This is a genomic window from Ruegeria sp. BE3, assembly GCF_056538865.1.
Map to the genome: position 1 here is coordinate 853,507 of NZ_JBQFTW010000001.1, position 23,324 is coordinate 876,830.

Annotated in this window: 19 protein-coding genes; 5 read left to right on the plus strand and 14 right to left on the minus strand. The window is 59.5% G+C overall.

Annotated elements, in window-relative coordinates; genetic code table 11:
- Positions 1–99: 99 nt before the first annotated feature.
- The 3 genes from ACR0AZ_RS04255 to hemB all read right to left on the minus strand — a co-directional run bounded on the left by ACR0AZ_RS04255 (position 100) and on the right by hemB (position 4,443).
- The gene (locus tag ACR0AZ_RS04255; protein WP_480666840.1) at positions 100–2,562 is read right to left on the minus strand and encodes a penicillin acylase family protein; all 2,463 of its coding nucleotides are present in this window, start codon (positions 2,560–2,562) and stop codon (positions 100–102) included.
- A 166-nt stretch (positions 2,563–2,728) separates the two neighbouring features.
- Positions 2,729–3,301, minus strand: a complete 573-nt coding sequence (locus ACR0AZ_RS04260; RefSeq protein ID WP_480469655.1) for a lipid-binding SYLF domain-containing protein — start codon at positions 3,299–3,301, stop codon at positions 2,729–2,731.
- 143 nt (positions 3,302–3,444) lie between these two features.
- Positions 3,445–4,443 (minus strand): porphobilinogen synthase, encoded by a 999-nt coding sequence (gene hemB / locus ACR0AZ_RS04265; protein ID WP_480666842.1) that lies wholly within the window; start codon positions 4,441–4,443, stop codon positions 3,445–3,447.
- 120 nt (positions 4,444–4,563) lie between these two features.
- Here hemB and ACR0AZ_RS04270 point away from each other — a divergent pair, with 120 nt between their 5' ends.
- Positions 4,564–5,091, plus strand: a complete 528-nt coding sequence (locus ACR0AZ_RS04270; RefSeq protein ID WP_480469657.1) for a component of SufBCD complex — start codon at positions 4,564–4,566, stop codon at positions 5,089–5,091.
- Positions 5,092–5,110: 19 nt separating this feature from the next.
- On the plus strand, positions 5,111–8,566 hold the full coding sequence (gene mfd, locus ACR0AZ_RS04275) for a transcription-repair coupling factor (RefSeq protein ID WP_480666844.1): 3,456 nt from the start codon (positions 5,111–5,113) through the stop codon (positions 8,564–8,566).
- Here mfd and ACR0AZ_RS04280 read toward each other — a convergent pair.
- From ACR0AZ_RS04280 to ACR0AZ_RS04300, 5 genes are all read right to left on the minus strand, one after another.
- Positions 8,563–9,240, minus strand: a complete 678-nt coding sequence (locus ACR0AZ_RS04280; protein WP_480666845.1) for an SH3 domain-containing protein — start codon at positions 9,238–9,240, stop codon at positions 8,563–8,565. The genes mfd and ACR0AZ_RS04280 overlap by 4 nt on opposite strands.
- Positions 9,237–10,901: a tetratricopeptide repeat protein gene (locus ACR0AZ_RS04285; RefSeq protein WP_480666846.1), complete on the minus strand. Its 1,665-nt coding sequence runs from the start codon at positions 10,899–10,901 to the stop codon at positions 9,237–9,239. The genes ACR0AZ_RS04280 and ACR0AZ_RS04285 overlap by 4 nt, the downstream gene beginning before the upstream one ends.
- 58 nt (positions 10,902–10,959) lie before the next feature.
- The gene (locus ACR0AZ_RS04290) at positions 10,960–12,168 is read right to left on the minus strand and encodes an MFS transporter (protein WP_480469661.1); all 1,209 of its coding nucleotides are present in this window, start codon (positions 12,166–12,168) and stop codon (positions 10,960–10,962) included.
- A gap of 73 nt (positions 12,169–12,241) precedes the next feature.
- Complete coding sequence (locus ACR0AZ_RS04295; protein ID WP_480469662.1) at positions 12,242–12,901, minus strand: DsbA family oxidoreductase; 660 nt, start codon at positions 12,899–12,901, stop codon at positions 12,242–12,244.
- Positions 12,898–14,415, minus strand: a complete 1,518-nt coding sequence (locus ACR0AZ_RS04300; RefSeq protein WP_480666848.1) for a class I adenylate-forming enzyme family protein — start codon at positions 14,413–14,415, stop codon at positions 12,898–12,900. Before ACR0AZ_RS04300 ends, ACR0AZ_RS04295 begins: the two co-directional genes overlap by 4 nt.
- 65 nt (positions 14,416–14,480) lie before the next feature.
- Between ACR0AZ_RS04300 and ACR0AZ_RS04305 the strand changes: the two genes are divergently transcribed.
- Positions 14,481–15,104: a helix-turn-helix domain-containing protein gene (locus ACR0AZ_RS04305; protein ID WP_480469664.1), complete on the plus strand. Its 624-nt coding sequence runs from the start codon at positions 14,481–14,483 to the stop codon at positions 15,102–15,104.
- Here ACR0AZ_RS04305 and ACR0AZ_RS04310 read toward each other — a convergent pair.
- On the minus strand, positions 15,093–15,410 hold the full coding sequence (locus tag ACR0AZ_RS04310) for a hypothetical protein (protein WP_480469665.1): 318 nt from the start codon (positions 15,408–15,410) through the stop codon (positions 15,093–15,095). The genes ACR0AZ_RS04305 and ACR0AZ_RS04310 overlap by 12 nt on opposite strands.
- Positions 15,411–15,985: 575 nt before the next feature.
- Positions 15,986–17,800, minus strand: a complete 1,815-nt coding sequence (locus ACR0AZ_RS04315; RefSeq protein ID WP_480469666.1) for an extracellular solute-binding protein — start codon at positions 17,798–17,800, stop codon at positions 15,986–15,988.
- A 294-nt stretch (positions 17,801–18,094) separates the two neighbouring features.
- On the opposite strand from ACR0AZ_RS04315, the gene ACR0AZ_RS04320 reads away from it, so the two are divergent.
- Entirely contained in the window at positions 18,095–18,868 is a 774-nt protein-coding gene (locus ACR0AZ_RS04320; RefSeq protein WP_480471893.1) for a 3-hydroxybutyrate dehydrogenase, read from the plus strand.
- Between the two features lie 65 nt (positions 18,869–18,933).
- Positions 18,934–19,959, plus strand: coding sequence for a patatin-like phospholipase family protein (locus tag ACR0AZ_RS04325; RefSeq protein WP_480666849.1), 1,026 nt, complete (start codon positions 18,934–18,936; stop codon positions 19,957–19,959).
- Here ACR0AZ_RS04325 and ACR0AZ_RS04330 read toward each other — a convergent pair whose 3' ends face one another.
- The 4 genes from ACR0AZ_RS04330 to ACR0AZ_RS04345 all read right to left on the minus strand — a co-directional run bounded on the left by ACR0AZ_RS04330 (position 19,960) and on the right by ACR0AZ_RS04345 (position 23,181).
- Positions 19,960–20,637, minus strand: a complete 678-nt coding sequence (locus ACR0AZ_RS04330; RefSeq protein ID WP_480469668.1) for a DUF502 domain-containing protein — start codon at positions 20,635–20,637, stop codon at positions 19,960–19,962.
- A gap of 63 nt (positions 20,638–20,700) precedes the next feature.
- On the minus strand, positions 20,701–21,615 hold the full coding sequence (locus ACR0AZ_RS04335) for a pseudouridine-5'-phosphate glycosidase (RefSeq protein ID WP_480469669.1): 915 nt from the start codon (positions 21,613–21,615) through the stop codon (positions 20,701–20,703).
- Positions 21,612–22,505: a PfkB family carbohydrate kinase gene (locus ACR0AZ_RS04340; RefSeq protein WP_480469670.1), complete on the minus strand. Its 894-nt coding sequence runs from the start codon at positions 22,503–22,505 to the stop codon at positions 21,612–21,614. Before ACR0AZ_RS04340 ends, ACR0AZ_RS04335 begins: the two co-directional genes overlap by 4 nt.
- A 55-nt stretch (positions 22,506–22,560) precedes the next feature.
- Positions 22,561–23,181, minus strand: a complete 621-nt coding sequence (locus ACR0AZ_RS04345; protein ID WP_480469671.1) for a thiamine phosphate synthase — start codon at positions 23,179–23,181, stop codon at positions 22,561–22,563.
- Between the last annotated feature and the right edge of the window lie 143 nt (positions 23,182–23,324).

Consider the following 23,324-nt stretch of genomic DNA (forward strand, 5'->3'; position numbering starts at 1 on the left):
TTCCCCCTTCGTACAATGCGACGGCCTGATGATTTTAGGCGAAAACGAATGAGTGCGTCCACGAGTGGCGCAGAAAGGGGCGGGGATTTGCCGATTTGATTAGCGCGGGTTGAGCACGGTCACCCCGACGGCTGCAGCGCGGGCAAGCCCAATGTCCAGCGACATCGGGATATATTCCCCCCTCCGCCACAGCTGCGCCTGATCGTCGTAGTAGCGCGACAGGAAATGGCCTGATTGCCCGGTCGCGGTGATAAAGACCGAACTGTCGGGATCGGCGAAATCGTAAACGCCACGATAGCCTGCACCATGCACGTTCTGGAACGGGTCCGGCCCTTCGCCTGAGGTGCGTCCACGCAGCAGAGTGTTGTCGCCACCGCTGGTGGATTGACGGATGTTGACGAAGAATCGCAGCACCGGAACGTCACCCAACACGGGGTGGTCATGGGTTGCCTGATGCGCATCGCCCCAACGCAAGGACTCAAGCGCAGAGCCATAGCGCTCGGAAATCCAGATAATGGCGTCGTCCAGTGCTAGCCGCGCCATGTCAGTACAGGTCTCAAGCGGTGCGCTTTGATGTACGTCGCACCAGACCGACGCACCATCGATATCGCGGTAAACCCGCTCGATGAAGAGGGGGTCCACGTGCTTGAATTCCGTAGCAAGCGGGCCGAGTTCGTCCGTGATTAGGCGGATCTGCAACGCGCGCAGCCACGCGGCGTAGATCAGCGGTTCCGGCAGATGTTCGTTCATCTCACCGTTCCAGTTGGCCAGCAGGTCCAGCGCAATCTGACGTTGCCGTTTGGGGGTGTCTTCGGGCGCGGATTCGCCCGTGAACCAGAGGTCGGCACCGATCAGTGGTAGCAGGGACCGCGCCGTGAAGCTGACCGTATCCAGTTGCGCTTCGATAAAGCTGTCGCGGGTGTGCACTTCGCGCGACTGCATGAGGCGTTCCCAGCGATTGATCCTCTGGGTGTCGCCCCATTCATAGGAAACGTGTCGCGGAAAGGGGCGGTCAATGATCTTGTTATTCGTGTTGCCGAGCACGCCGCCGACCGGGGCCACAAACTCAGGGTTATCAGTATAGGGCAGACGACCCTGCCAGCGGTTCCGTTCCAGCCAGCCGGGAGAGGGAATACGACCGCGGCTTTGATGATTCAGGTCGCGCCGGGGCATCGCTCCGATCAATTTCAGGCCGATCGTGTCTTTGTCGACCAGCGACAGGTTTTGCGATGGGGCAATGAAATCTTCACCCAGATCAATGGCTTCGCGCACCGTGTCAGCGTTCATCAGCGCCAGAGAGGCGCTCATCGACGTGTCGCGAGGGCTCAATGCGCTCCACGACAATGACGCCACGTGGCCCGGCGGTGTGATGGTTTCCAGATCGTAATCGGTGCCCGGCAGAACGGGGCCATTCTCGGTCCAGCGCAGGGTCAGGGTGATTGGTGCGGTATCCTTGATCTCGATGATCGAGGGGCGGGTCTGAAAGCGTTTGTAGCCGTCGGGCGTGAGGTATTCCTCGGGATTATCGGGGTTCAGCTGTTCGATGTGAACGTCCTGATCATCCAAATAGGACGAGGTCAGCCCCCAACCCAGACGTTCGCTGCGCCCGGCCGAGACCGCCGGAATGCCCGGAATGGTCGCGCCGATTACGCCGCCTTTGGTCAGCTCCAACCGTGCCAGATACCAGATGCCGGGTGCGGTGAAACCCAGATGCGGATCGTTGGCCAGCAAGGTGCCACCACTAGCTGAGCGGGACGGCGCGGCGGTCCAGGCGTTTGATGCGCCCGCCAGACCACGCTGCGGGAATGGGGACAGCGGCGAGTCGGGCATCGGTGTGCCTTGCGCAAAGCGCGGCAGGTTTGGGAACAGCGCCGCGTATTCGGGCAACGCCGCGATACCGGGGCCGGGGACGTTGGGCAGTATGTCGGCAAGTCGCGCAGGATCGTCCAACATCAGAGACGTACGCGCACGCAGAACTTCGTCTGCGAGGTGGCCCGAAAGTTGCAGGCTCATCAACTTCATGATCGCTAGACTGTCGCCCGGCTGCCACGGGGGAACCGGCGCGTTGAACAGGAACATCTCGGGTGCACCCCGACCAAGCGCCTCTTCGTTGATTTCGGTCAGACGCGCGTTGATCCCGGCTGAATATGCGCGCAGGGCGGCTTTGGTATAGTCATCCTGCACCTCGACCGAGCGATGGGCGAGCCCGTAGAGGTCCAGTCGGCGCAACAACTTGTCGATGGATACGGTGCGTTGCCCAAAAACTTCGGACAAACGGCCCTGTACGGTGCGGCGCAGAATGGTCATCTGCCACAACCGATCCTGCGCATGCGCATATCCAAGGCCAAAAAATACATCCGGATCGGAAGCACCCAAGATATGCGGCACGTTCGCCGTGTCGCGTACAATCTCGACCGGGGCGGTTATTCCTTCTACGTCAAGGGTTTGATCGTATTCGGGCAGGGATTGGCTTGCCAGGAAATAGACCAGCCCTACGGCGGCGATCACCAGCAGGATCAGGCCTGTCGTAAGTCTCACCAGCCAGCGAAAAACCAGACCCATTTGTCCCCCGAAATCTTTGCGTCATTATTTTCGCCGAGGTTACTGGAACCCCAGCCGGACCGAAAGAGGAATGCCGCCTGTCTTCGTCGAAAACCATCGAAACTCAGAGCCCCGCCACAACATGCAGCGGGGCTCGTCCGAGGGGGGAGGGTGGTATCTCTGAGTATCAGGGGATGATGCGCGTGTATTTGGTGCCTTCGACCGTCGCGCCGAATTTCAAACCAGCCTGCCCGAAAACCGCAGCCAGAACGGGTTTGCGTAATTGCGTGGTGTCGGTCGACAGGGATTCTCCTGTCGCATCGACCACGTAACCGATGTCGGCCCCGGCGGTCCAACCGTTCGAGCGGCGGAAATCGTTCAACGCCTCGTCGGTCATGAAGAACAGCACATGCGCATATTGTTGCGCACCGATCTGAAGGCCCGCGCTGCCCGAAATGGCCGAGTAATAGTCCACGGTCGCGCCTTGTATACGCAGCGCTCCTTGACCATAGGCACCGCCGAAGATGAAACCGGCCTCGGTGATCAGCGGCATGACCAGCATTCCGTTGGCCTTGTTCGCGATCTCAAGGGTGTTGGGGTACTTGTTGTACATTTCGTTCAGCGTTGCATCGACACGCGCGTCGATGGTGGCCGCATTCGAGTTGCCGACCCCATTGCCGCATGCTGCGGTCAGGGTCAGCCCGGCCATGCCAAAAGCAAAGCCGCGACGGCTGAGTCGGGGGGAGTTTGAACTGCTCATGTTTCTCTGTCTCTGTATATGTGCCTGATATGTCGGGTATTCCCGATCTTGTATGCAAGAATACGCCGATTGCGGCCGCCTGTCACGGGAAAGCTGTGCCGCGGGCGCAGCAAATCGGCGAAAAATCGCGACAATCTGAGACGTTAGCCTTGCAGAATGCGAGCAGCTTCGGGTGCAAAATAGGTCAAGATGCCGTCACAGCCTGCGCGTTTGAAGGCCAACAGGCTTTCCAACATCACATTTTCGCCGTCGATCCATCCGTTCTGTGCGGCGGCCTGGATCATCGCGTATTCACCAGACACTTGATACGCATAGGTTGGCGCGCCAAAGCTGTCTTTCACGCGGCGGCAGATGTCCAGATAGGGCATTCCCGGTTTGATCATGACCATATCCGCGCCCTCGGTCAGATCGCGTTCGATCAGACGTAAGGCCTCGTTCGAATTGGCCGGATCCATCTGGTAAGTCTTCTTGTCGCCTGTCAAAGCGCCCGAGGCCCCCACGGCATCACGGAACGGGCCGTAAAAGGCACTCGCATACTTTGCGGCATAGCTGAGGATCATCACATTGTGATGCCCTGCCGCTTCGAGCGCATTGCGCATCGCGCCGATCCGGCCATCCATCATGTCTGAGGGGCCGATAATATCGGCCCCGGCTTCGGCCTGTGCCAGCGTCATTTTCACCAGCGCTTCGACCGTCTGATCATTCACGATCTCGCCATCTACCACATAGCCGTCGTGGCCGTTGATGTTGTAGGGATCGAGCGCCACGTCGGTCATCACCGCAATATCCGGAGCCGCCGCCTTGATGGCGCGAATCGCGCGGTTGGACAGGTTGTCGGGGTTCCAGGCTTCGGCGCAATCTTCGGTTTTCAAGCTGGGATCAGTGTAGGGGAACACGCAAATCGCCGGTATGCCGAGGGCCTGCGCCTCGACAGCGGCTTTGGCGATCAGGTCGACCGATCGGCGCACGACGCCCGGCATCGACGGTACAGGCTCTTCGATACCTTCCCCATCGCGCACAAAGACCGGCCAGATAAAATCATCGACCGTCAGGGTATTCTCACGCACCAGTCCCCGTATCGCCTGCGATTGGCGGGCCCTGCGGAAGCGGGTCAGGGGATAGGGGGCGATGGTCGGTTTCATGGCGCGCTCTCCTTGAATAATCGCACATTGGGTGGCATGAATTGCCCGTAGTCTCAAGGGTAACAATGGACGCGTCGATGCGATGAAGGTCCCTGCAGACGGTGAATAAAGGGCTGACGCTTGGACATATACTCTACGATTTTCGAACTCATCGACATGCGTAGCTTCTCGAACCTATGGTATTGGATCGGATTGGCCGTGCTTTGGTCTTCGGTCAGCCACTGGGCGATGGGGGTGCCTTACGATCTGGTGGTGCGTGCGCGCCGGGTTGGTGGACAGACTGAACGCGATCTGCTGGACATCGTTCGCATCAATGGGAATCGGTTGCTGAATATCGTTGATGTGTCCGGTCTGGCTATCCTGGCGCTGAGTTGTTTCATCTTCACCGGCCTCGCGACGCTGGGATTCTTCTACGGTGTCGAGTTCGCACAGGCGGTGTTTCTGCTGCTGTTTCCCTTGTGTTTCGTAATGCTGATAAATATCTCGGCGGCTCGGCGGTTGCGCCGGCAGGAGCCAACGCTTGAGACTGTATCCAAGATACTGACGCGATGCCGGGTCTATACTCAGATCATTGGGATGATTTCGATCTTGATCACGTCCCTCTGGGGGATGTACCAGAATTTCTCGATTGGCCTTTTGGGTTGGTAAAATCGGAAAGGACGAGGCGATGACGGCTCCGAACCATGTTACGGTTGGCGGTGCCCCTGAGGGGTTTGACGCGCAGCTTGTCCTGAACGAGATTGCCCGTTCGGGTGGTCCTGTTGTTCATGTGGCCCGCGATGACAAGCGGATGGCGGCGATGCGGGCGGCGCTTGCCTTCTTTGCCCCGGACATGCCGGTCTTCGTGTTTCCGGGTTGGGACTGCCTGCCTTATGACCGGGTATCGCCCAACGCGGATATAGCGGCCGCACGGGTGGCGACGCTTGCGGCGCTGGTGCACCAGATGCCGGCTCGGTTTGTTCTGCTGACGACGCTGAATGCGGCGACACAGCGGGTTCCTGCGCGGGACGTGCTACGCGAGGCTGCCTTCACGGCGCGTGTTGATCATCGGGTTGATGAAGAGGCTTTGCGGAATTTCCTGGTGCGCATGGGGTTCACCCAAAGCCCGACCGTCATGGAGCCAGGTGACTATGCCATCCGCGGCGGGATTATTGACATCTTCCCGCCGGGCGAATCCGGCCCCGTCCGGCTGGACCTGTTCGGGGATGTATTGGACGGGGCGCGTCGGTTCGATCCGGTGTCGCAACGCACGACCGAGAAGCTTGAGGTGGTCGAACTCGCCCCGGTGTCTGAGGTCATTCTGGACGAAGCCGCCATTACCCGGTTCCGTCAGAACTACCGCATTGAGTTCGGCGCGGCCGGTACTGACGATCCGCTTTATGAGGCGGTCAGTGCGGGCCGTAAGCACCAGGGCATTGAGCATTGGTTGCCGTTCTTCCATGAAAAACTGGAAACACTCTTTGATTATCTGCCTGAGGCCTCCGTTTCGCTGGACGATCAGGTCACGCCCGCACGGCTGGCGCGTTGGGATACGATTTCCGACCAATACGAGACGCGCAAGCTGGCACTCGAAAACCGCTCGCGCATGGATACGGTTTACAAACCGACCCCACCCGGTTTGCTGTATCTGGATGACGCCGCGTGGGAGCAGGCCGTTGGTGACCGCCGCGTTCTGCAATTTAGCCCTCTGCCGCAGGCCAGCGGGCCAGGTGTGATCGATGCGGGTGGCCGCATTGGGCGCAACTTTGCACCCGAGCGGCAGCAGGAGAGCATCAGCCTGTTCGGCGCTCTGGCCAGTCATATTACCGACAAGATGGCGAAGGGGCCGGTGCTGATCGCGTCTTATTCCGAAGGCGCGCGCGAACGTCTGACCGGGTTGATCGAGGATGAAGGTCTGGCCGAGGCGATCCCTGTGACCGACGGTACCCGCGTTGGGAAACGCGGACTGCATCTGGCTGTCTGGGCGTTGGAGCACGGGTTCGAGACCCCCGACCTGACGGTGATCGCTGAACAGGATGTACTGGGCGACCGCCTGATCCGTCAGCCCAAGAAACGCCGCAAGGCCGAGAACTTCCTGACCGAGACCCAATCGCTGTCCCCCGGTGATCTGGTGGTGCATGTGGATCACGGTATTGGCCGCTATCAGGGGATGGAGGTCGTTACGGCAGCAGGTGCAGCGCATGAATGCCTGCTGTTGGAATATGCCGAACAGTCCAAGCTGTACCTGCCGGTCGAAAACATCGAGCTGCTGTCGAAATACGGCCATGACGAGGGGCTGCTGGACCGTCTGGGCGGCGGTGCATGGCAGGCCAAGAAGGCCAAGCTAAAAGAGCGCATCCGCGAGATGGCGGACAAGCTGATCCGCATCGCTGCCGAACGTGCTTTGCGCAAAGCTCCGGTCATGGATCCGCCGCCCCATGCGTGGGAGGAGTTCAGCGCACGTTTCCCATATCAGGAAACCGACGACCAACTGCGCGCGATATCGGAAGTCATGGAGGATATGCACTCTGGCGCGCCGATGGACCGTCTGATCTGTGGTGACGTGGGGTTCGGTAAGACCGAGGTTGCGATGCGTGCTGCCTTCGTCGCAGCCATGTCCGGTGTGCAGGTGGCTGTGATAGCCCCGACCACTCTGCTGGCCCGTCAACATGCGGCCTCGTTCAAGGATCGCTTCCGCGGCTTCCCACTGGAGGTCCGGCAATTGTCGCGCTTTGTTTCGGCCAAAGAGGCGCAACAAACCCGCGACGGGCTGGGGCGCGGCACGGCGGATATCGTGATCGGCACCCATGCGCTGCTGGCCAAAGGCATACGGTTCCAGAACTTGGGCCTGCTGATCATCGACGAGGAACAACATTTTGGCGTGGGTCATAAGGAGCGGCTGAAACAGCTGCGTTCGGATGTCCACGTCCTGACGCTGACCGCCACGCCGATCCCGCGTACGTTGCAACTGTCGCTGACCGGCGTACGTGATCTCTCAATCATCGGCACTCCGCCCATCGACCGGCTAGCGATCCGCACCTATGTCAGCGAGTTTGATGCGGTCACGATCCGTGAGGCGCTGCTGCGCGAGCATTATCGCGGCGGGCAGAGTTTCTATGTGGTGCCGCGCATTTCGGACTTGCCCGAGATCGAGGAATTCCTGAAGGAGCAGTTGCCAGAGCTGACCTATGTGGTTGCACACGGACAGATGGCAGCGGGCGAACTCGATGACCGGATGAATGCCTTCTATGACGGCAAATATGATGTGCTGTTGGCGACCACGATTGTGGAAAGCGGGCTGGATATTCCGACTGCGAACACGATGGTCGTGCATCGGGCGGATATGTTCGGCCTTGCGCAGCTCTATCAGATTCGGGGGCGGGTGGGGCGCTCGAAAACCCGCGCCTATGCCTATCTGACAACCAAGCCGCGTCAGAAACTTACGGCGGCGGCCGAGAAGCGCCTGCGGGTTCTGGGCTCGCTGGATACGCTGGGTGCCGGTTTCACCTTGGCGTCTCAGGACCTCGACATTCGCGGGGCAGGTAACCTTCTGGGCGAAGAGCAATCGGGCCAGATGCGCGATGTGGGTTATGAGCTTTATCAGTCGATGCTGGAAGAGGCGATTGCCAAGATCAAAGCCGGTGAGATGGAAGGCCTGTCGGATGCTGACGACCAATGGGCACCACAGATCAATCTGGGCGTACCGGTTCTGATCCCCGAGGATTACGTGCCCGATCTGGACGTGCGGTTGGGGCTTTATCGCCGACTGTCGTCCCTGTCGACCAAGGTCGAGCTGGAAGGGTTCGCCGCCGAGTTGATCGACCGCTTCGGTACCCTGCCGAAAGAGGTCAACACTTTGATGCTGGTCGTGCGCATCAAGGCGATGTGCAAACGCGCTGGCATTGCCAAGCTGGATGGCGGGCCGAAGGGCGCGACGATCCAGTTCCATAATGACAAGTTCGCCTCGCCCGAAGGTCTGGTCGAGTTCATCCAGAACCAGCGCGGGCTGGCCAAGGTTAAGGACAACAAGATCGTCGTGCGCCGCGACTGGAAGAAGGACAGCGACAAGATCAAAGGGGCTTTTGCCATTGCTCGTGATCTGGCCGAAAAGGTCGTGGCCGAGAAGAAGAAGGCGAAGGCCTAGTCCCCAGTCACAAAGGTGCAGAGCTGCCACTCACCCGCGTCGGATTTCACAAATGCGGCGCGGTAACCGACCATCGACGTCAAGAAATCGCTGAGCAGATATCCCGATGTTCCATCGGTCAGTCTTATCTTCTGATATTCTTCGTCAGGCTGAAAGTCAGGGACGATCACGATCTCATGGCTGATCAGCGCGAGGATGGCTGCGCCGCGCGATGGAGTCTGGCGTAGCGTGATGCTTTCGCCCGAAACAAAGAACGCCGTGAATGGGTCCACCGCAGCGGGCAAGGTGATCCGCCAATGATGGGGCATCCAGAATTCGCCCTGATCGTCGAAATATCCCGGTTGGGAAAGCGTTTTCTGTAATTGCGACCAGTAATATTCGCGAAGCTCAGCGGCTTCGTCCTGAAACTCTTCATCCAGTATTTCCGGCGGCACGGTGAGGTTGGTGTGGAACTCCTCCGGGCCACCGGTGCTGCCATGGCTGAGATAGATATCCGGGCAGGCGGCGGCGACGACGGCATCTGTATCGCGGGCGTCGATCTTTGCCCGCAGGTCTTCGCGGAAAGCGAGCACTGAGGGATCGCGTTCCGCCTCGTCAACGGGCGGAAAGGTCTGGCGCTGCGCAAGCGCCGGACCAGCGATCAGCAAGCTGGCCACCAAAAGAGGTATTCTCATTCAGCGGCCCTCATTGCGGCTTGCGCGCAGAAACAGGATGCTCCAACTGCGCGGTCGGCGCGGGCAAGCGCGAGGTCCAGACGTTGTTTGATCTGCCGGATTTCCACCGCCTCTCCGCGCGCCTTTAGGCAATCGTGTAGGCCCTTCAGGCTCCAGACATTGTCCGGGTGGATCGAGGCGCGGCTGAGCGTGCCGCCCAGACCCAGATCTTCGCGATAGACGGCCTCGGCCTCGGCGATATGGCCCTGTTCAAACAGCAACGCACCCAATGCGTGGCGGGTCGGCTGCATCCATCCCCATGGCTCGTCATAGGGCAGCGTATCATCCAGTTCGACCGAGCGGCGCAGATGGGCATAAGCGATCTCATAATTGCCTTTGCGATACTCGATCTCACCGCGCAGCATTTCCGCTGCGATCTCCAGCAGGTCGATGACCCGATTGTTGTGCAGGCGGCGGGTCTCGGGCACGCAGGTTTTTGCGGCGAGGAACAGTTGCTCTTCTGCTTCGGCCTGTGTCACCTCTCCGGTCGCGGCATGGGCGATGGCGCGGGCATAATGCGTGGTCGCGGTCAGGGTGCGGTACAGGTCGGGATCCTCAGGCAATTCCAGTGCCTTGGCTTCTTCCCAGCGGCCAAAACGGATCAGAATATGCGGCCCCATGGACATGTAGCTTTCGAAATAGTCCGCCATGGGCGGGCTTTCGACGCGCAACATATCCTCGGGCGTTGTTTCCCACAGGCCCTGATTGGCGCGCAGGGCCGGTTCCATCTGACCGAGGAACAGAGCGCCATAGATGGTGAAGTGATAATTGTGCTGGCGATAGCCGGTATAGATGTTGAACGCACCTTCACGCTCATAATATTTCAGATCGGCGACCGAGGCCTGTTCGTTCCAGTGGACAACGTTTTGATAGTGGCCGCACAGCACGTCGATATGGGTGGGCATGTGCACCAGATGCCCCGCATCCGGTACCAAAGTGCGCAGGATATCCCCCGCCTTCAGGGCCTTTTCTGGCGTTGGAGACATCTCCATCAGATGGACATAAAGATGAAGCAATCCGGGATGAGACATGGCCGCCGGATCGTTGGCCATCGCGGTTTCCAAAGCCTCCTGCGCCTCGAACGTGGCTGCGCCTTCGGCAGGTTGACCGGTCTTTAGATCCCACATCTGCCATGGCGTGAGGTTCATCAGCGCCTCGACATAGATCGTACGCAAATCCAGATCGTCAGGCTGTTCGGCAAAGGCCGCGCGCATCGCGTCGGCGTAATCGTAGTCCCATCGGTGCATGCCCTCCGTCGGATCACGCTGCGGGTATCGTGCGGGCAGGGCGCGGATGAGGGCTTGTTCAACCGGGGTACACTTGTCCAGCAGCGACATTGCCCGTTGCATTGCATCATAGGCAATTGCCAACGATTTGGTCTGATTTTGATCGTCGCGCAAATCCCACGGCAGGTTGTAGTTCGGCCCTGCCGCATAGGCGACGCCCCAATGCGCCATGGCGCAGTCGGGGTCATGTTCGGCGGCCTTTTGGAAACAGGCGACCGCTTCGTCGTGGTTATAACCATAGGTCCAGACCAGCCCGCGATCGAACCAGAGCTGCGCCTCGGGCGACGATGTCGTGACCGCACAGGAATATGTGCCCAGATCATAGTAATCGTTCATGAAAACCCCCTCCCAAGTCTGGGAGGCAGGTTAGCGCGTTTCAGGAGCGCTGCACAGATCAGGCGAGAAGTCTGTTTTCAATCCGGCCCATATGCAGCATCAGGCCGAAGCCCACGATGCACATGATCAGTACAGCAGTTGTCAGCGGCGTGATCGAACCATCGAACAACAAACCGACCGGAGCCGCGATGGCCGCCGCCAGCACGGTGGCGATCGAGCCGATCACTGAGGCCGCCATACCTGCGATATGGCCCATCGGCTCCATCGCGATGGCGTTCAGGTTGCCCATGGTCACACCCGCCATGAAAAAGACCGATGTTTGCCAGGCCACGAACAGGCCGAACGAGGCGTCGGGCGACAACGGTGTCATGTTCAGGAAAATGACGCAGCTGGTGATCAGGATTTGCCCTCCCAAGGCCCAGGTCACCATCCGGCGCATGCCAACACGGACGACCAGCGCCGCGTTCAACAGGCTGGCCGAGCCTGAGATCAACGCCACGAAGCCGAACCAGAACGGAAAGCTTTCGGCCCGGTCATGCACGACGTCAAAGATCGGTTGCACCATTGTCAGCATGGTGAACAGCAGGCCCATGCAAAGCGTTTGCACCATGATCGACAGGCGGACGGTGGGATGCGCGATCATCTCTTGTACCGCCGCAATCATCAGCGGCAAGCGGAAGGGGCGGCGGTTTTCGGGTGCTAAGGATTCGGGCAGTCGAACGGTCATCCAGATCACAATGACCAATGCGAACAGGATGAATGACACGAAGATACCGCGCCAGCCGACCAAAGCGATAACGCCTGCGCCAAGCAGCGGAGCGATCGCAGGAACCAGAGTGAAAATCATCATCGCGATTGAGATGATGCGGGCCATCTCGCGCCCGGCAAAGAGGTCACGAATGATTGCCATTGCCACAACGCGCGGACCAGCTGCGCCCAACCCCTGAGCCACCCGCGCCGCCAGTACCAGTTCGAGCGACGAACTGGCCCAGGCCACGGCGGAGGCGAGGATGTAAAGTACCACACCTCCGTAGATCACAGGCTTTCGTCCGACTGCATCCGAGATTGGCCCCGTAAAAAACGTGCCGATCCCCATGCCCAGAACAAAGGACGTCAGGATCAGCTGGGCCTTGTTGAGATCACCGGGGCTGAGCTCTGCCCCGATTTCAGGCAGGGCGGGCAGCATTGAATCGATCGAAAAGGCAATCGTGGCGAACATCATCGCGACCAGCGCAATGAATTCGCCCCGCGACATACGATTGGTCATGGGAAGCTCCTTCCCAGCAGCGCTATCACGGTGCAACGGGTTGGACTAGATCAGGAATGCACAGAGGTATGTGCTATTCTGCAGGGGAAGCCTCAAGTTGAGACATGATGTCCGCGATCACTTTCCCCCATAATTCAGGGGGTTGCGCACCAGGAACCGCATGTTGATTGGCCACGATGAATGTCGGAACCGAATTCACGCCCATCTGCCGCGAATGCGTATCCCGGTTGCGGATATCTTCCCGGTCGGCGTTTGACTTCAGCAGTTTCAGTACAACGGCGGCATCCATGCCGACGGTGTCGGCGATATCTGCCAGAACCTCATGATCGCCAATATCGCGCGCCTCGACGAAATAGGCGTTGAACAGCGCGTCAACCACGGCGTTCTGTTTGCCCTCGATCCCGGCCCAGTGGATCAGCCGGTGGGCATCCAGCGTGTTGGGGGTGCGTTTCATGCCCTCGAAATCGATTTTCAGACCAGCGTTATCGGCATGTTCTACCACGGGTGCATAGGCGCGGACGGCACCGTCCTTGCCGCCGAATTTACGTTCAAGGTATTCGCGCCGGTCCATACCCGCGTCAGGCATGTCGGGATTCAGCTGAAACGGATGCCATTCGATCACAAAGGGGTGGTTCGGCACCTCTGCCAGCGCTTTGTCCAGATGGGTCTTGCCGATATAGCACCAGGGGCAAATCGGGTCGGACATGATGTCGAGCTTAACGGTCTGTGTCATTCGGACGTCGCCTTGAAATAGGCCGGCAGGGCGCGGCGCAGGAGTTTGCTGTTGCCTCCGGTAGGCAGGGCGGACAGATGGACAAAGGCGCGCGGCTGTTTGTAGCGCGCCAGCTTGTCAGACACATAGGCGCGCAACACCTCCGCGTCCAGTTCTTCGGGGCCGGTGTAGAAGGCAACGATGATCGAGCTGTCCTGTTTCACCTCAACCGCCGCCGCGCCGACCTGAGTGATGCCGGGGTGGGTAGACAGTGCCGCCTCGACCTCGACCGGAGATACCCGGTACCCACCCGCATTCATCATATCGTCGTCGCGGCCGAGATAGATGATCTGACCGTCTGCTGCCATCGCCCCCTGATCGCCGGTCAGGAACCAGTTCCCGGCCATGCGCGCCTCGGCCTCTTCCGGTGCGTTCAGGTAGGTCAACATCAGACCGGGGTCGTTGCGATGAATTGCAATTGTACCCTCTTGCCCCTGAGGGACCGGTCCGTCAGGCCCAACGATGGCGATCCGGCGACCGGGCTGTGGTTGGCCCAGAGCCTCTCCGCGTGCCGGGTGGGTCGGGCTGGATGAGATAAAGGTCGAGCATTCGGACATGCCGTAGGCTTCGTACAGTTCGGTGCCGGTGCTCTGCATCCAGCGTTCGTGCAGGTGACGCGACAGTTTCTCGCCCGCCGAGAGGCCATGGCGCAGGTTGGGCAAGCTCATACGTTCGGGGGCCTGCAACATCTTGCGAAAGACGCCCGGCGCGGCGGCGAAGATCGTGGCTCGATGCTGATTCAGCAACGCGGGCAGATCCGCGATATCGGTGCCGGGTTCAGGGATCAGCGCGGTTGCGCCGATGGTCCACGGGTCCATCAACCCGGTGCCCAGCGTATAGGTCCAGTTGAACGCGCCTGCATGGCACAGTCGGTCGGATGGCGTTAGCCCGTACCAGCCATCAACCATCATCTGCCGCGCCCAGATCGCCCGGTGGGCATGCGCAACCGCGCGCGGCTTGCCCGACGTGCCCGAAGTATAGACCACATAGGCCATGCGGTCGGGATCCCCCATCTCAAAGCGCGCAGGGGGCAGGCTGCGCATCTCGGTCAGGTCGAACAGGGTGATCTGACGCGGATGCGGGGCGCAGGCCACGTCCGGGTCGCGCAGGATGGCGGCCGGGTTGAGGTCGCTCAGGATACCAGCGGTCTCAGCCTCTGTCAGTTGCGAGGATGTCGGGACCGGAACAAGGCCCACTGCGATGGCGCCCAGATAGGCAATCGGGAAATCAACGGTATTGCCTAACCGCATGACCACGATGTCTCCGGGCGTGAGACCCGCGTCCAGCAACCCGGCCCCGGTGCCAAGGATCGCTGCCTTTAAGTCGGCATAGGTCCAGTCACGGGCCAAGTGACCGCCAAGAACGGACAGGGCCGTTTTGCCGGCGCATTCATCTGCATGGCGCAGAACATGCGCCGCCAGATTGAAGGGGTTGGGACAGGGTGCAAAGGGTCCCTGATCAAAGATCGACAACATGGCCTACGGCTACCGTCGGGTGCCGTGCGTTGCAAGCGGCGCGGCCTGGCCCTATAGAAAGAGCTATGAGCACGAATGATCACAAATCCATCGTCCGCATTGCGCGCGACAACGGCAACAGCAAGGAATTGGAGCCTGTCGATCTGGGTGCGCGGGTGCGTGAGCTGCGCAAGGCGCGCAAATGGACGTTGGAGCAGGCCGCCACTCAGGCCGGGCTGGCACGTTCAACGCTTAGCAAGATCGAGAACGGTCAGATGTCTCCGACCTATGACGCGCTGAAAAAGCTGGCTACCGGTCTGGAGATCTCGGTGCCGCAGCTATTCACGCCACCGCAGCGCGATCAGGTGATTGGTCGCATGGCGGTGACCAAGATGGGTGAGGGGGCCGCGCATGCAACCGCGACCTACGAGCATGAGCTATTGGCCGAAACGCTGACCAAAAAACAGATGCTGCCGTATCGCGCCCGCGTTCGTGCGCGATCGATGGAAGAATTTGATGGCTGGGTGCGCCATGATGGTGAGGAATTTCTGTACGTGCTGACCGGTGTTGTCCGGTTGTTCACCGAGTTTTATGAACCCGTCGAGATGCGTCGGGGCGACAGTGCCTATTACGATGGCAGCATGGGGCACAATGTCATTTCGGTCAGTGATGAAGACGCAACGATCCTGTGGGTGACTTCACTTAGCTAAAGACTGGGCAGCCTCGCGGTTTAGAGCCTCAGTAAACAGGAAATCCTCAAGCTCTTCGCGTGCTTCGTTGACTGTCAGGTGATGACGCTCGGCCAGATAGGCCTCGAACTGTTTGCGATCTTCGCCAACGCGGGCCATATCCCTGTCTCGCAGGTTTGGAAACCTGCGTTTCGCGCGCGCATAAGACGCGCCCCAGTCTTGCGTCAGATCAGCCCAGTTCAGCATCTGCGAGCCTTCCTTTGTTAGTGTTTCAGGATTGCTCTCCCCCAAACCAGCGTACGGAGTGAGGCGCGATGCTGCGGACATGACAAAATGTCGCAGGGTGCAATCGGGTCATTCGGGTGCAAAAAACCCGCTGCGGCGTAACCGCAACGGGCCTACGGACCTGCTGTTTAGTGAGTGGCGGCCGGTCCGTAATTCCTCTGGCTTGAACAGCCAGCTCAGTAAAACATGCCCGATAAATACAGCAATTATCTGCATTATAACGAACGTCGGTATATGTGCAGGGTATATCCCCAAGAACCTATCCGTAAAGCCATCTTGTGATGATAGCTGCCAGAATCTCAAAACTTATGGATGATGTATATTTGTAGGCGTCAACGATGTGGAGCTGCACAAGGACTGGTATCGTATCCGCTTGTGCTGAAATCCGCCGAAAACTACGAAGATCAGGTCGAGGGCGGCGATGATCTCGGAAAATCACTGGTGCGAACCGGTGCGGTGCAGAGTCTCGGATGTCTATAGTATCGGACGATCGAATATATGGCATCTGGCTTAGGCACCACCGGGTTGAAATGCGCACCCGGGACTCGGGTCAAATCAGGCAGGTCTCGTTGGCGGTATGGTCGCTAGCGGCGAAGACAAATTTCATCTTGAGCGTGTCATTCCTCATACCACCAGACCTGAGGCATATATTCGGGTCCATCGCCATAGATCGGCCAAGTGCTTGGGTGCTTCAGTTCCTTGGCGTGGGCGATGCGCCCAACGTCAAAGTTCCAAATCGGGATCACATAGCGCCCGGCAGTCAGAACGCGATCCAGCGCGCGGGTGGCGGCAACGAAATCCTCGTGGCTTTCCGAGGTCAGCATCGCGTCGATCAAACCATCAACCGCAGGCGATGTGACGCCCATCAGGTTCCGCGTACCGGGTGTGTCCGCATTCTCGCTGCCCCAATACAGGCGCTGCTCGTTGCCCGGCGAAAGCGACAGCGCGCGGCGGAAGATGGTCATGTCAAAATCCAGCTCGGAGGTGCGCCCTGTATATTGCGCGCTGTCGACCTGTTCGATTGTCACCTGAATACCCAGACGTTCCAGCGCGCGGGTATAGATCTCCATCGCCGTCATATTGTCGCTGTCGCCTTGTTGCAGCAGGACCGTGATGGTGAAGGGCTCGCCTTTGTCATTGCGCAGGACACCGTCCTGAATGGTCCAGCCTGCTTCAGCCAGCAGGTTTGCGGCCGCGCGGATGTTGGCACGGTTCCGGGCCGATCCATCGCCCGCTGGCGGGGTGTACCCGTCAAGCGTTCCGGGCGGCAGATCAGCGGCGTAGGGTTCCAGCAGCTCGGCAACACGGCCGGTTGCCGGACCTGGCTGCATGGCCAGATCAGAACCTGAGAAATACGACGTAATCCGGGGCTGTGCGCCACCGGTGATGGTGTCGTTGATAAATTCGAAATTGAAGGCCAGCGTCAGCGCTTCGCGCACGCGCCAGTCGTCGAACGGGGCTTTGCGCGTGTTCATTACATAGCCCGTCATGCCTGAGGGCTTGCCATGTGGGATTTCCGTCTTGATGACATCGCCACGTTGCACTGAGGGAAAGTTGAACTGGGTGTCCCACTTATCGGCGTTGAACTCACGCACGGCGGTCAGTTCTCCGGCCTTGAACGCCTCGAACAGAACCGTAGCATCACCGTAGAATTCCAGCAGCATTTCATCAAGGTTCATGGTGCCTTTGCGGAACGGGATATCGGCACCCCAATAGTCAGGGTTCCGCCGCAGGGTGACATAGCGACCGGCCTCATAATCATCGATGACGTAAGGCCCGGTTCCGATGGGGATATCCTGCAGCGGAGCGTCGGCGAAATCCTTCCCCTCCCATTGGGCTTTTCGCAGGATCGGGCGTAGACCGGCGATCAGGGCCAGCTCTCGATCCGGTTCGTTGAAGGTGATGCGCACGCTGCGCGGCCCGGTCTGTTCGATGCTGTCGATTTTGCCCCAAAGCCCGCGATAGCGCAGGTGGCCTTCGGTGCCCAAAGTCTCGTATGACCAGATCACGTCATCGACGGTCACGGGGGTTCCGTCTGAAAATGCGGCGTTCTCGCGAAGTGTGAATTCGACCCAGGAGCGGTCGTCGGCCGTCTCAACTGATTCGGCTAACAACCCGTAAAGAGTGAAAGGTTCGTCCCAGGATCGGCCCATCAGGCTTTCATGGGTCCAAAATCGCAACTGCCAGGGTGACGTGCCTTTTTGCACAAACGGATTAAGGCTGTTATAGGCGCCGGTGTTTCCGAACACGACTTTACCGCCCTTCGGCGCGTCCGGATTTGCATAGGGCAGCGACACAAAATCCGGTGGTAAGGCCGGGTCCCCATACATAGCTATGCCATGGACCGATTCTGCAGAAACCAAAGAGGCAGTAAAAATGCAGGTGATTCCCGCGATAACGTGTCTGAACGGGCGGAGATAATCGGGGCTCATTTTGGAAACAATCCTGCTCTGGCCTTATTTTGTTTGGGATTCACCGTAGCCATGATTTTTCTTATTATCAAACTTTTAGCTTGGATGGATGCAAAGAATTGCTTATAAAGGATGCACTGCTCGATAGGTTTCTTGCCTGTATGAAACCTGCCTCAATAACTTAACGCCCGCTTCGTGCGGGCGTTTTTTTATGCAGATCTGAGCCGGGAAACAAACCCGTCATCATTCCCCGTTTTATTTGCAGGTGCAGCATGGCACAGTGCGCGCGAAATGAAATCCAGCAGGGAGAATGTCATGGGTCTGTCGGGCAAAACAGCCGTCATCACGGGGTCGAATTCAGGGATCGGGCTGGGCATCGCGCGCGAGTTGGCCAAGGCCGGGGCGGATGTGGTGCTGAACTCGTTCACCGACCGAGACGAGGATCATGCGCTGGCCGCCGAGATCGGGCAGGAGACGGGCACCAATGCGCGCTACATCAAGGCGGATATGTCCAAGGGTGACGAGTGCCGCGCCCTGATCGAGCAGGCGGGCGCTTGTGACATCCTGGTGAACAATGCGGGCATTCAGCACGTCGATCCGATCGATCAGTTTCCGGCTGACAAGTGGGACGCGGTCATTGCGATCAACATGAACTCGGCCTTCCACACCACGGCTGCGGCCCTGCCGATGATGCGTGCGGCGGGCTGGGGACGGATCGTGAATATCGCCTCGGCCCATGGTCTGACGGCCTCGCCCTTCAAAGCGGCGTATATCGCGGCCAAACATGGCGTGGTTGGGATGACCAAAACCGTGGCGTTGGAAACCGCGCAAGAGCCGATCACCTGCAATGCGATCTGCCCGGGCTATGTGTTGACACCTTTGATAGATTCCCAGATCCCTAACACGATGCGAGAATACAACATGACCCGGGAAGAGGTCATAAAGAACGTATTGCTGGAGCGGCAGCCTTCAAAAGAGTTCGCGACAATCGAACAACTGGGCGGTACGACGATCTTCCTGTGCTCGGATGCGGCTGCGCAGATTACGGGTACGACGATTTCGGTCGATGGAGGTTGGACCGCCTTGTGAGTTTTCTTGGGGGCACAGCCCCCATGCCCCCGAAGTAATATTAGTCAGAAGAAGAGGGTGGGGTCGTGAAGAGGATCAATCTGGCATTGCAGGGTGGTGGGGCGCATGGGGCGTTCACCTGGGGCGTGCTGGACCGTTTGCTGGACGAAGAGGACATCGAGGTTGCAGCGATCACAGGAACCTCGGCGGGGGCGCTGAACGGGGCAGCGTTTAAGTCGGGGATGGTACGAGACGGGCGTGAGGGCGCGCGGGCTTCTCTGGATGGGTTGTGGAAGCGCATGGGGGCCGTCGGGGATATGCGGATTGCCCATTGGATGCGCGGCATTGAGCCCGCTCATGTTGCTCAGGCGCTGGAATACTCGGTTCCGTTTTCGATGGCCGAGACCTGGTCGCGGCTGGTGTCGCCCTATGCCTATGGTCCGTTCTACCGCAATCCGCTTACCCCGGTGGTGGATCGCTTCAACTTTGACGAAATCTGCGCAGATGAGGGGCCAGAGCTTTTTGTCTGCGCGACCTGTGTGCGCAGCGGCAAGATCCGCGTGTTTGCCGGGGAAGAGATTTCGACAGATGCCATTCTGGCCTCGGCCTGCCTGCCCAACCTGTTTCAGGCGGTTGAAATTTTTGACCCCAAATCCGGGCGAACCGAGGCCTATTGGGATGGGGGCTATACGGGCAATCCGGCTCTCTATCCATTGTTCAACAATGGTTTGCCGGATGATGTGGTGATCGTGAACATCAACCCACTGGAACGTGACGAGGTTCCCAAAACGCCGCAGCAAATCCAGAACCGGATCAACGAGATCAGTTTCAACTCATCGCTCTTTCGCGAATTACGAGCTATCAATTTCGTGCAGCGCTTGCTGGCCGAGGGCAAACTGAAAGCGGGAGAGATGAGCCGGGTGCTGGTGCATATGATTGCGGATGACGCCTTGATGAACGACCTCTCGGCGGCGACCAAAATTGTACCCAACCCGGTTGTGTTGAACCGGTTGAAAAAGGCCGGACGCAACGCGGCAGAGCAGTTTCTGACTGCTTGTAAAGACGATCTGGGAGAGCGCAGCACAGTCGATCTGCCTGCGATGTTTGGCTGATTATTCAGGTGGTTGGGTCGGGTCTTTGTCGTTCGGATAAACAAGACCGGCTGAAATCACCAGTTTGGCTGCGTCCTCGATGGACATGTCCAGCAGGATCACGTCCTCGGCGGGGAAAAACAGCAGGAAACCGGATGTAGGGTTCGGAGTTGTGGGGACAAACACGCTCAGCAACTCGCCCCCGGTTTCAGCGCGCTCACTCACTTCGCCCCGGGCGGTGGTCGAGACAAAGCCGATGGCCCAGATGCCTCGGCGGGGATACTGGATCAGGCAAGCCTTTTCGAAAGACCGCTCGGTCTGCGCGAACACCGTTTCCGAGATTTGCTTGATCCCGGAATAGACCGAACGAACAACGGGCATACGGTCGACGAGGCTCTCGGCGAAATGGATCAACGAGCGGCCCAGGATGCCTTTGGCAATCCAGCCGACGATGACCGTGAAGAGCAGGAAGATGACGACGCCCACGCCGCGCAAGTTGATGCCGACATATTCCGAAGGCTGGAACCGCTGCGGGATCAGCGGCAGTACCGCGCTGTCGATCCAGCCCACGACAGACCAGATCAACCAAACAGTCAGCCACACGGGCGCGATGACGACAATGCCCGTCAGAAAAGACGCGCGCAGCCGGGACAACAGACCCGGTCGGCGGTGAGGTTCTTCGTCAAACGGAGTGTTCATTGCGGTCCTGAGTGGTTTGCGGATTTAGGTAAGCAGTCTGGGCCTTTGGTACAATAGGCCCCTTTACGGTGCCGATTTTGCCAATTCTCGCGCGATGGCGGCAGCCAGGCGGGCATTGTTGCGGACCAGAGCGATATTGGCAGTAAGGGAACGGCCCTCGGTCTGTTCGTAGATACGCTGCAGCAGATAAGGGGTAACGCCCTTGCCGGTGATGCGGTGCGTCTCGGCGTCGGATTGGGCCGATGCGATGATGGGCGCCAATTCATCGGACGGGATCTGATCGGCATCGGGGATTGGGTTGGCCACCAATTGTCCGCCGGGTAGACCCAGCGCGCGACGGGTGGCGTGGGCTTTGGCAATCTTGGCAGCATCGTCCATGCGCAGCGGGGCCGCGAGCGGAGACTTTGCGGACCAGAACGCCGGAAACTCGTCCTGCCCATGCGCGATGACGGGCACGCCCAGCGTTTCCAGAACCTCAAGCGTTTTGGCTAGGTCGAGGATGGCTTTGGCCCCGGCCGCTACAACGGTGACCGGGGTGTGGGCAAGCTCGTGCAAATCGGCAGAAATATCGAATGAAGTTTCGGCCCCCTGATGCACCCCTCCGATGCCCCCGGTCGCAAAAACCTCGATACCGGCGTAATGTGCGGCGATCATCGTGGCCGCAACCGTGGTTGCGCCTGTGCCGCCGGTAGCGAGGCACGCCGCCATGTCAGCACGCGACAGTTTGGCGACGCCCTGAGCCTGACCCAATGCACTCAACTGGTCGGCTTCGAGACCGACATTCAGAACACCGTCGATAACGGCGATTGTGGCCGGAACTGCACCGGCATCACGGATATCCTGTTCGACCTGGGCCGCAACCTCGATGTTCTGAGGGTAGGGCATGCCGTGGGTAATAATGGTGCTTTCCAGTGCCACGATGGGTTGGCCTGCATCTTTGGCAGCACGGACCTCGGCGGAATAGTGAAGGGTGATCACAGTGGGGTTTCTCCGGAAACATAGGTTGCGGCGGCATGCAGGGCGCGGCTGAGGGCCGCGTCATTCACTGCGCCATTTGCCTCGGCGGCGATATGGGCGGCCATGAAGGTATCTCCGGCACCAGTCACACGAGTGACCAGAACCGAAGGGGGTGTTTGGGTCAGAACGCCGTCAGTATCCCCGACAGTGGCTGAGTTTCCGCCATCGGTTACCAGTACCCGCAGGGCACCACGATCCAGCAGACCCTTGGCGGCGCTTTCGGAATCGGTGAATTCGCGCTGACATAGCAGGCCGGCCTCTTCGAGGTTCACATACAGTGTCGCGCGGGCGTGTTTGAGGAAGGGCAGCAGCCGCTCGGCCTTACCGGGTGAGGCGGGCGCGACGCGCAGATCGGCTTTGGCGAAGGCGGGGCTTTGGGCAATCTCTTCCAGAAGGGTGAGTGTCAGGTTGCCATCCAGTGCAATGGGGCCTTCGAAAGGTGTATTTTCGTAACCCAAAGGCCCGTGCATGAGAGGGCGCAGGATTTTGGCTCCGGCGGCTTCCAGCGAATGCGCATCGGCAATGGCGGCGATCAGCCCGTTTGCGCCCTCGACAGCCATATATCTGTCGGTTGGCAGGTCTTGCGAGCGATAGATGTGATCGGTGACCATCCCGAGGCGCGCGCAGGACTGAACCAGTTCGTCGCCCTCGGGGTCGCGGCCTATTGCGGTCAGCAGCGTGGGAGTCATCCCGAACCGCACCAGCGTCATGGCGATGTTCATGGCGACGCCACCGGGCAGGCGGGTGATGCGACCCGGCACGTCCGAGCCCTGACGCATGGCGCTGGCCGACCGTCCGATCACGTCCCAAAGGACTGAACCGATGCACAGGATTTCGCTGTTCTTATTCATGCCACGTGTCATGCCGCAGCCCCGGCGTGGGTGCAAGGGTTAACGCTCACATCCCTCAGCGCATTGCGGCAATCAGAGAGTTCAGCGCGTCCAGCGGGTTATCTTGTGACCAGATTTCCTCGCCGATGCCGAAGAAATCAGTGCAGGGGGTAAGGTCCTGCACCAGTTCCGGGGTCAGCCCACCTTCGGCCACGACCGGAACCTCGATCATCTCGGACCACCATTGGAACAGGTCTTTCTCGGCCTGCGTACCATCGCCCAGCGTGACAGAGCCGACCGGGCCAAAGGCCACATAATCCGCACCATTCTCACCAGCGGTCATGCCATCATGGCTGGAGGTGCCGCAGAAGCTGCCTACGATCGCGTCTGCGCCCAATTCCTTGCGGGCAGCCCGGATGGAGCGCGCGCCGTCATCCAGATGCACGCCATCCAGCCCCAACCGCTGCGCAAGCAGAACGTGGTTGGAAATCACGATGGCCACGTCCCGCGCATGCGCCACCTCGCGGCAGGCATCGGCCGCGCGCGAGATGGTGTCTTCGTCGCTGCCTGCCAAAGCCAGACGAATACAGGCAATGTCAGCCCCATCCAGCACACGGCCCAATTGTTCGGGGAATGTGCTCAGCGCGATAGTCGGAGGCGTGATCAGGTAAATCTGCGGCTGCTCTGGAGTGTCCATTGCGCGTCCTTCGGCTTTGAATTCTTTCGCGCGGTTTAGCGGATTGCGCGGGGGAAGCAAACTTTTATGCCCGCTGAGCATCTATTTGAGAGCAGAACAGGCAGGGGCGGCTTGCCCTTGATCCATGTGGCCAGTAGAGCAGG

What these genes read in the sequence shown, in the direction of transcription:
- ACR0AZ_RS04255 (WP_480666840.1), bottom strand. Translation starts at nt 2,562, where the DNA reads ATGGGTCTGGTTTTTCGCTGGCTGGTGAGACTTACGACAGGCCTGATC.
- ACR0AZ_RS04260 (WP_480469655.1), bottom strand. Translation starts at nt 3,301, where the DNA reads ATGAGCAGTTCAAACTCCCCCCGACTCAGCCGTCGCGGCTTTGCTTTT.
- hemB (WP_480666842.1), bottom strand. Translation starts at nt 4,443, where the DNA reads ATGAAACCGACCATCGCCCCCTATCCCCTGACCCGCTTCCGCAGGGCC.
- mfd (WP_480666844.1), top strand. Translation starts at nt 5,111, where the DNA reads ATGACGGCTCCGAACCATGTTACGGTTGGCGGTGCCCCTGAGGGGTTT.
- ACR0AZ_RS04280 (WP_480666845.1), bottom strand. Translation starts at nt 9,240, where the DNA reads ATGAGAATACCTCTTTTGGTGGCCAGCTTGCTGATCGCTGGTCCGGCG.
- ACR0AZ_RS04285 (WP_480666846.1), bottom strand. Translation starts at nt 10,901, where the DNA reads ATGAACGATTACTATGATCTGGGCACATATTCCTGTGCGGTCACGACA.
- ACR0AZ_RS04290 (WP_480469661.1), bottom strand. Translation starts at nt 12,168, where the DNA reads ATGACCAATCGTATGTCGCGGGGCGAATTCATTGCGCTGGTCGCGATG.
- ACR0AZ_RS04295 (WP_480469662.1), bottom strand. Translation starts at nt 12,901, where the DNA reads ATGACACAGACCGTTAAGCTCGACATCATGTCCGACCCGATTTGCCCC.
- ACR0AZ_RS04300 (WP_480666848.1), bottom strand. Translation starts at nt 14,415, where the DNA reads ATGTTGTCGATCTTTGATCAGGGACCCTTTGCACCCTGTCCCAACCCC.
- ACR0AZ_RS04305 (WP_480469664.1), top strand. Translation starts at nt 14,481, where the DNA reads ATGAGCACGAATGATCACAAATCCATCGTCCGCATTGCGCGCGACAAC.
- ACR0AZ_RS04310 (WP_480469665.1), bottom strand. Translation starts at nt 15,410, where the DNA reads ATGTCCGCAGCATCGCGCCTCACTCCGTACGCTGGTTTGGGGGAGAGC.
- ACR0AZ_RS04315 (WP_480469666.1), bottom strand. Translation starts at nt 17,800, where the DNA reads ATGAGCCCCGATTATCTCCGCCCGTTCAGACACGTTATCGCGGGAATC.
- ACR0AZ_RS04320 (WP_480471893.1), top strand. Translation starts at nt 18,095, where the DNA reads ATGGGTCTGTCGGGCAAAACAGCCGTCATCACGGGGTCGAATTCAGGG.
- ACR0AZ_RS04330 (WP_480469668.1), bottom strand. Translation starts at nt 20,637, where the DNA reads ATGAACACTCCGTTTGACGAAGAACCTCACCGCCGACCGGGTCTGTTG.
- ACR0AZ_RS04340 (WP_480469670.1), bottom strand. Translation starts at nt 22,505, where the DNA reads ATGAATAAGAACAGCGAAATCCTGTGCATCGGTTCAGTCCTTTGGGAC.
- ACR0AZ_RS04345 (WP_480469671.1), bottom strand. Translation starts at nt 23,181, where the DNA reads ATGGACACTCCAGAGCAGCCGCAGATTTACCTGATCACGCCTCCGACT.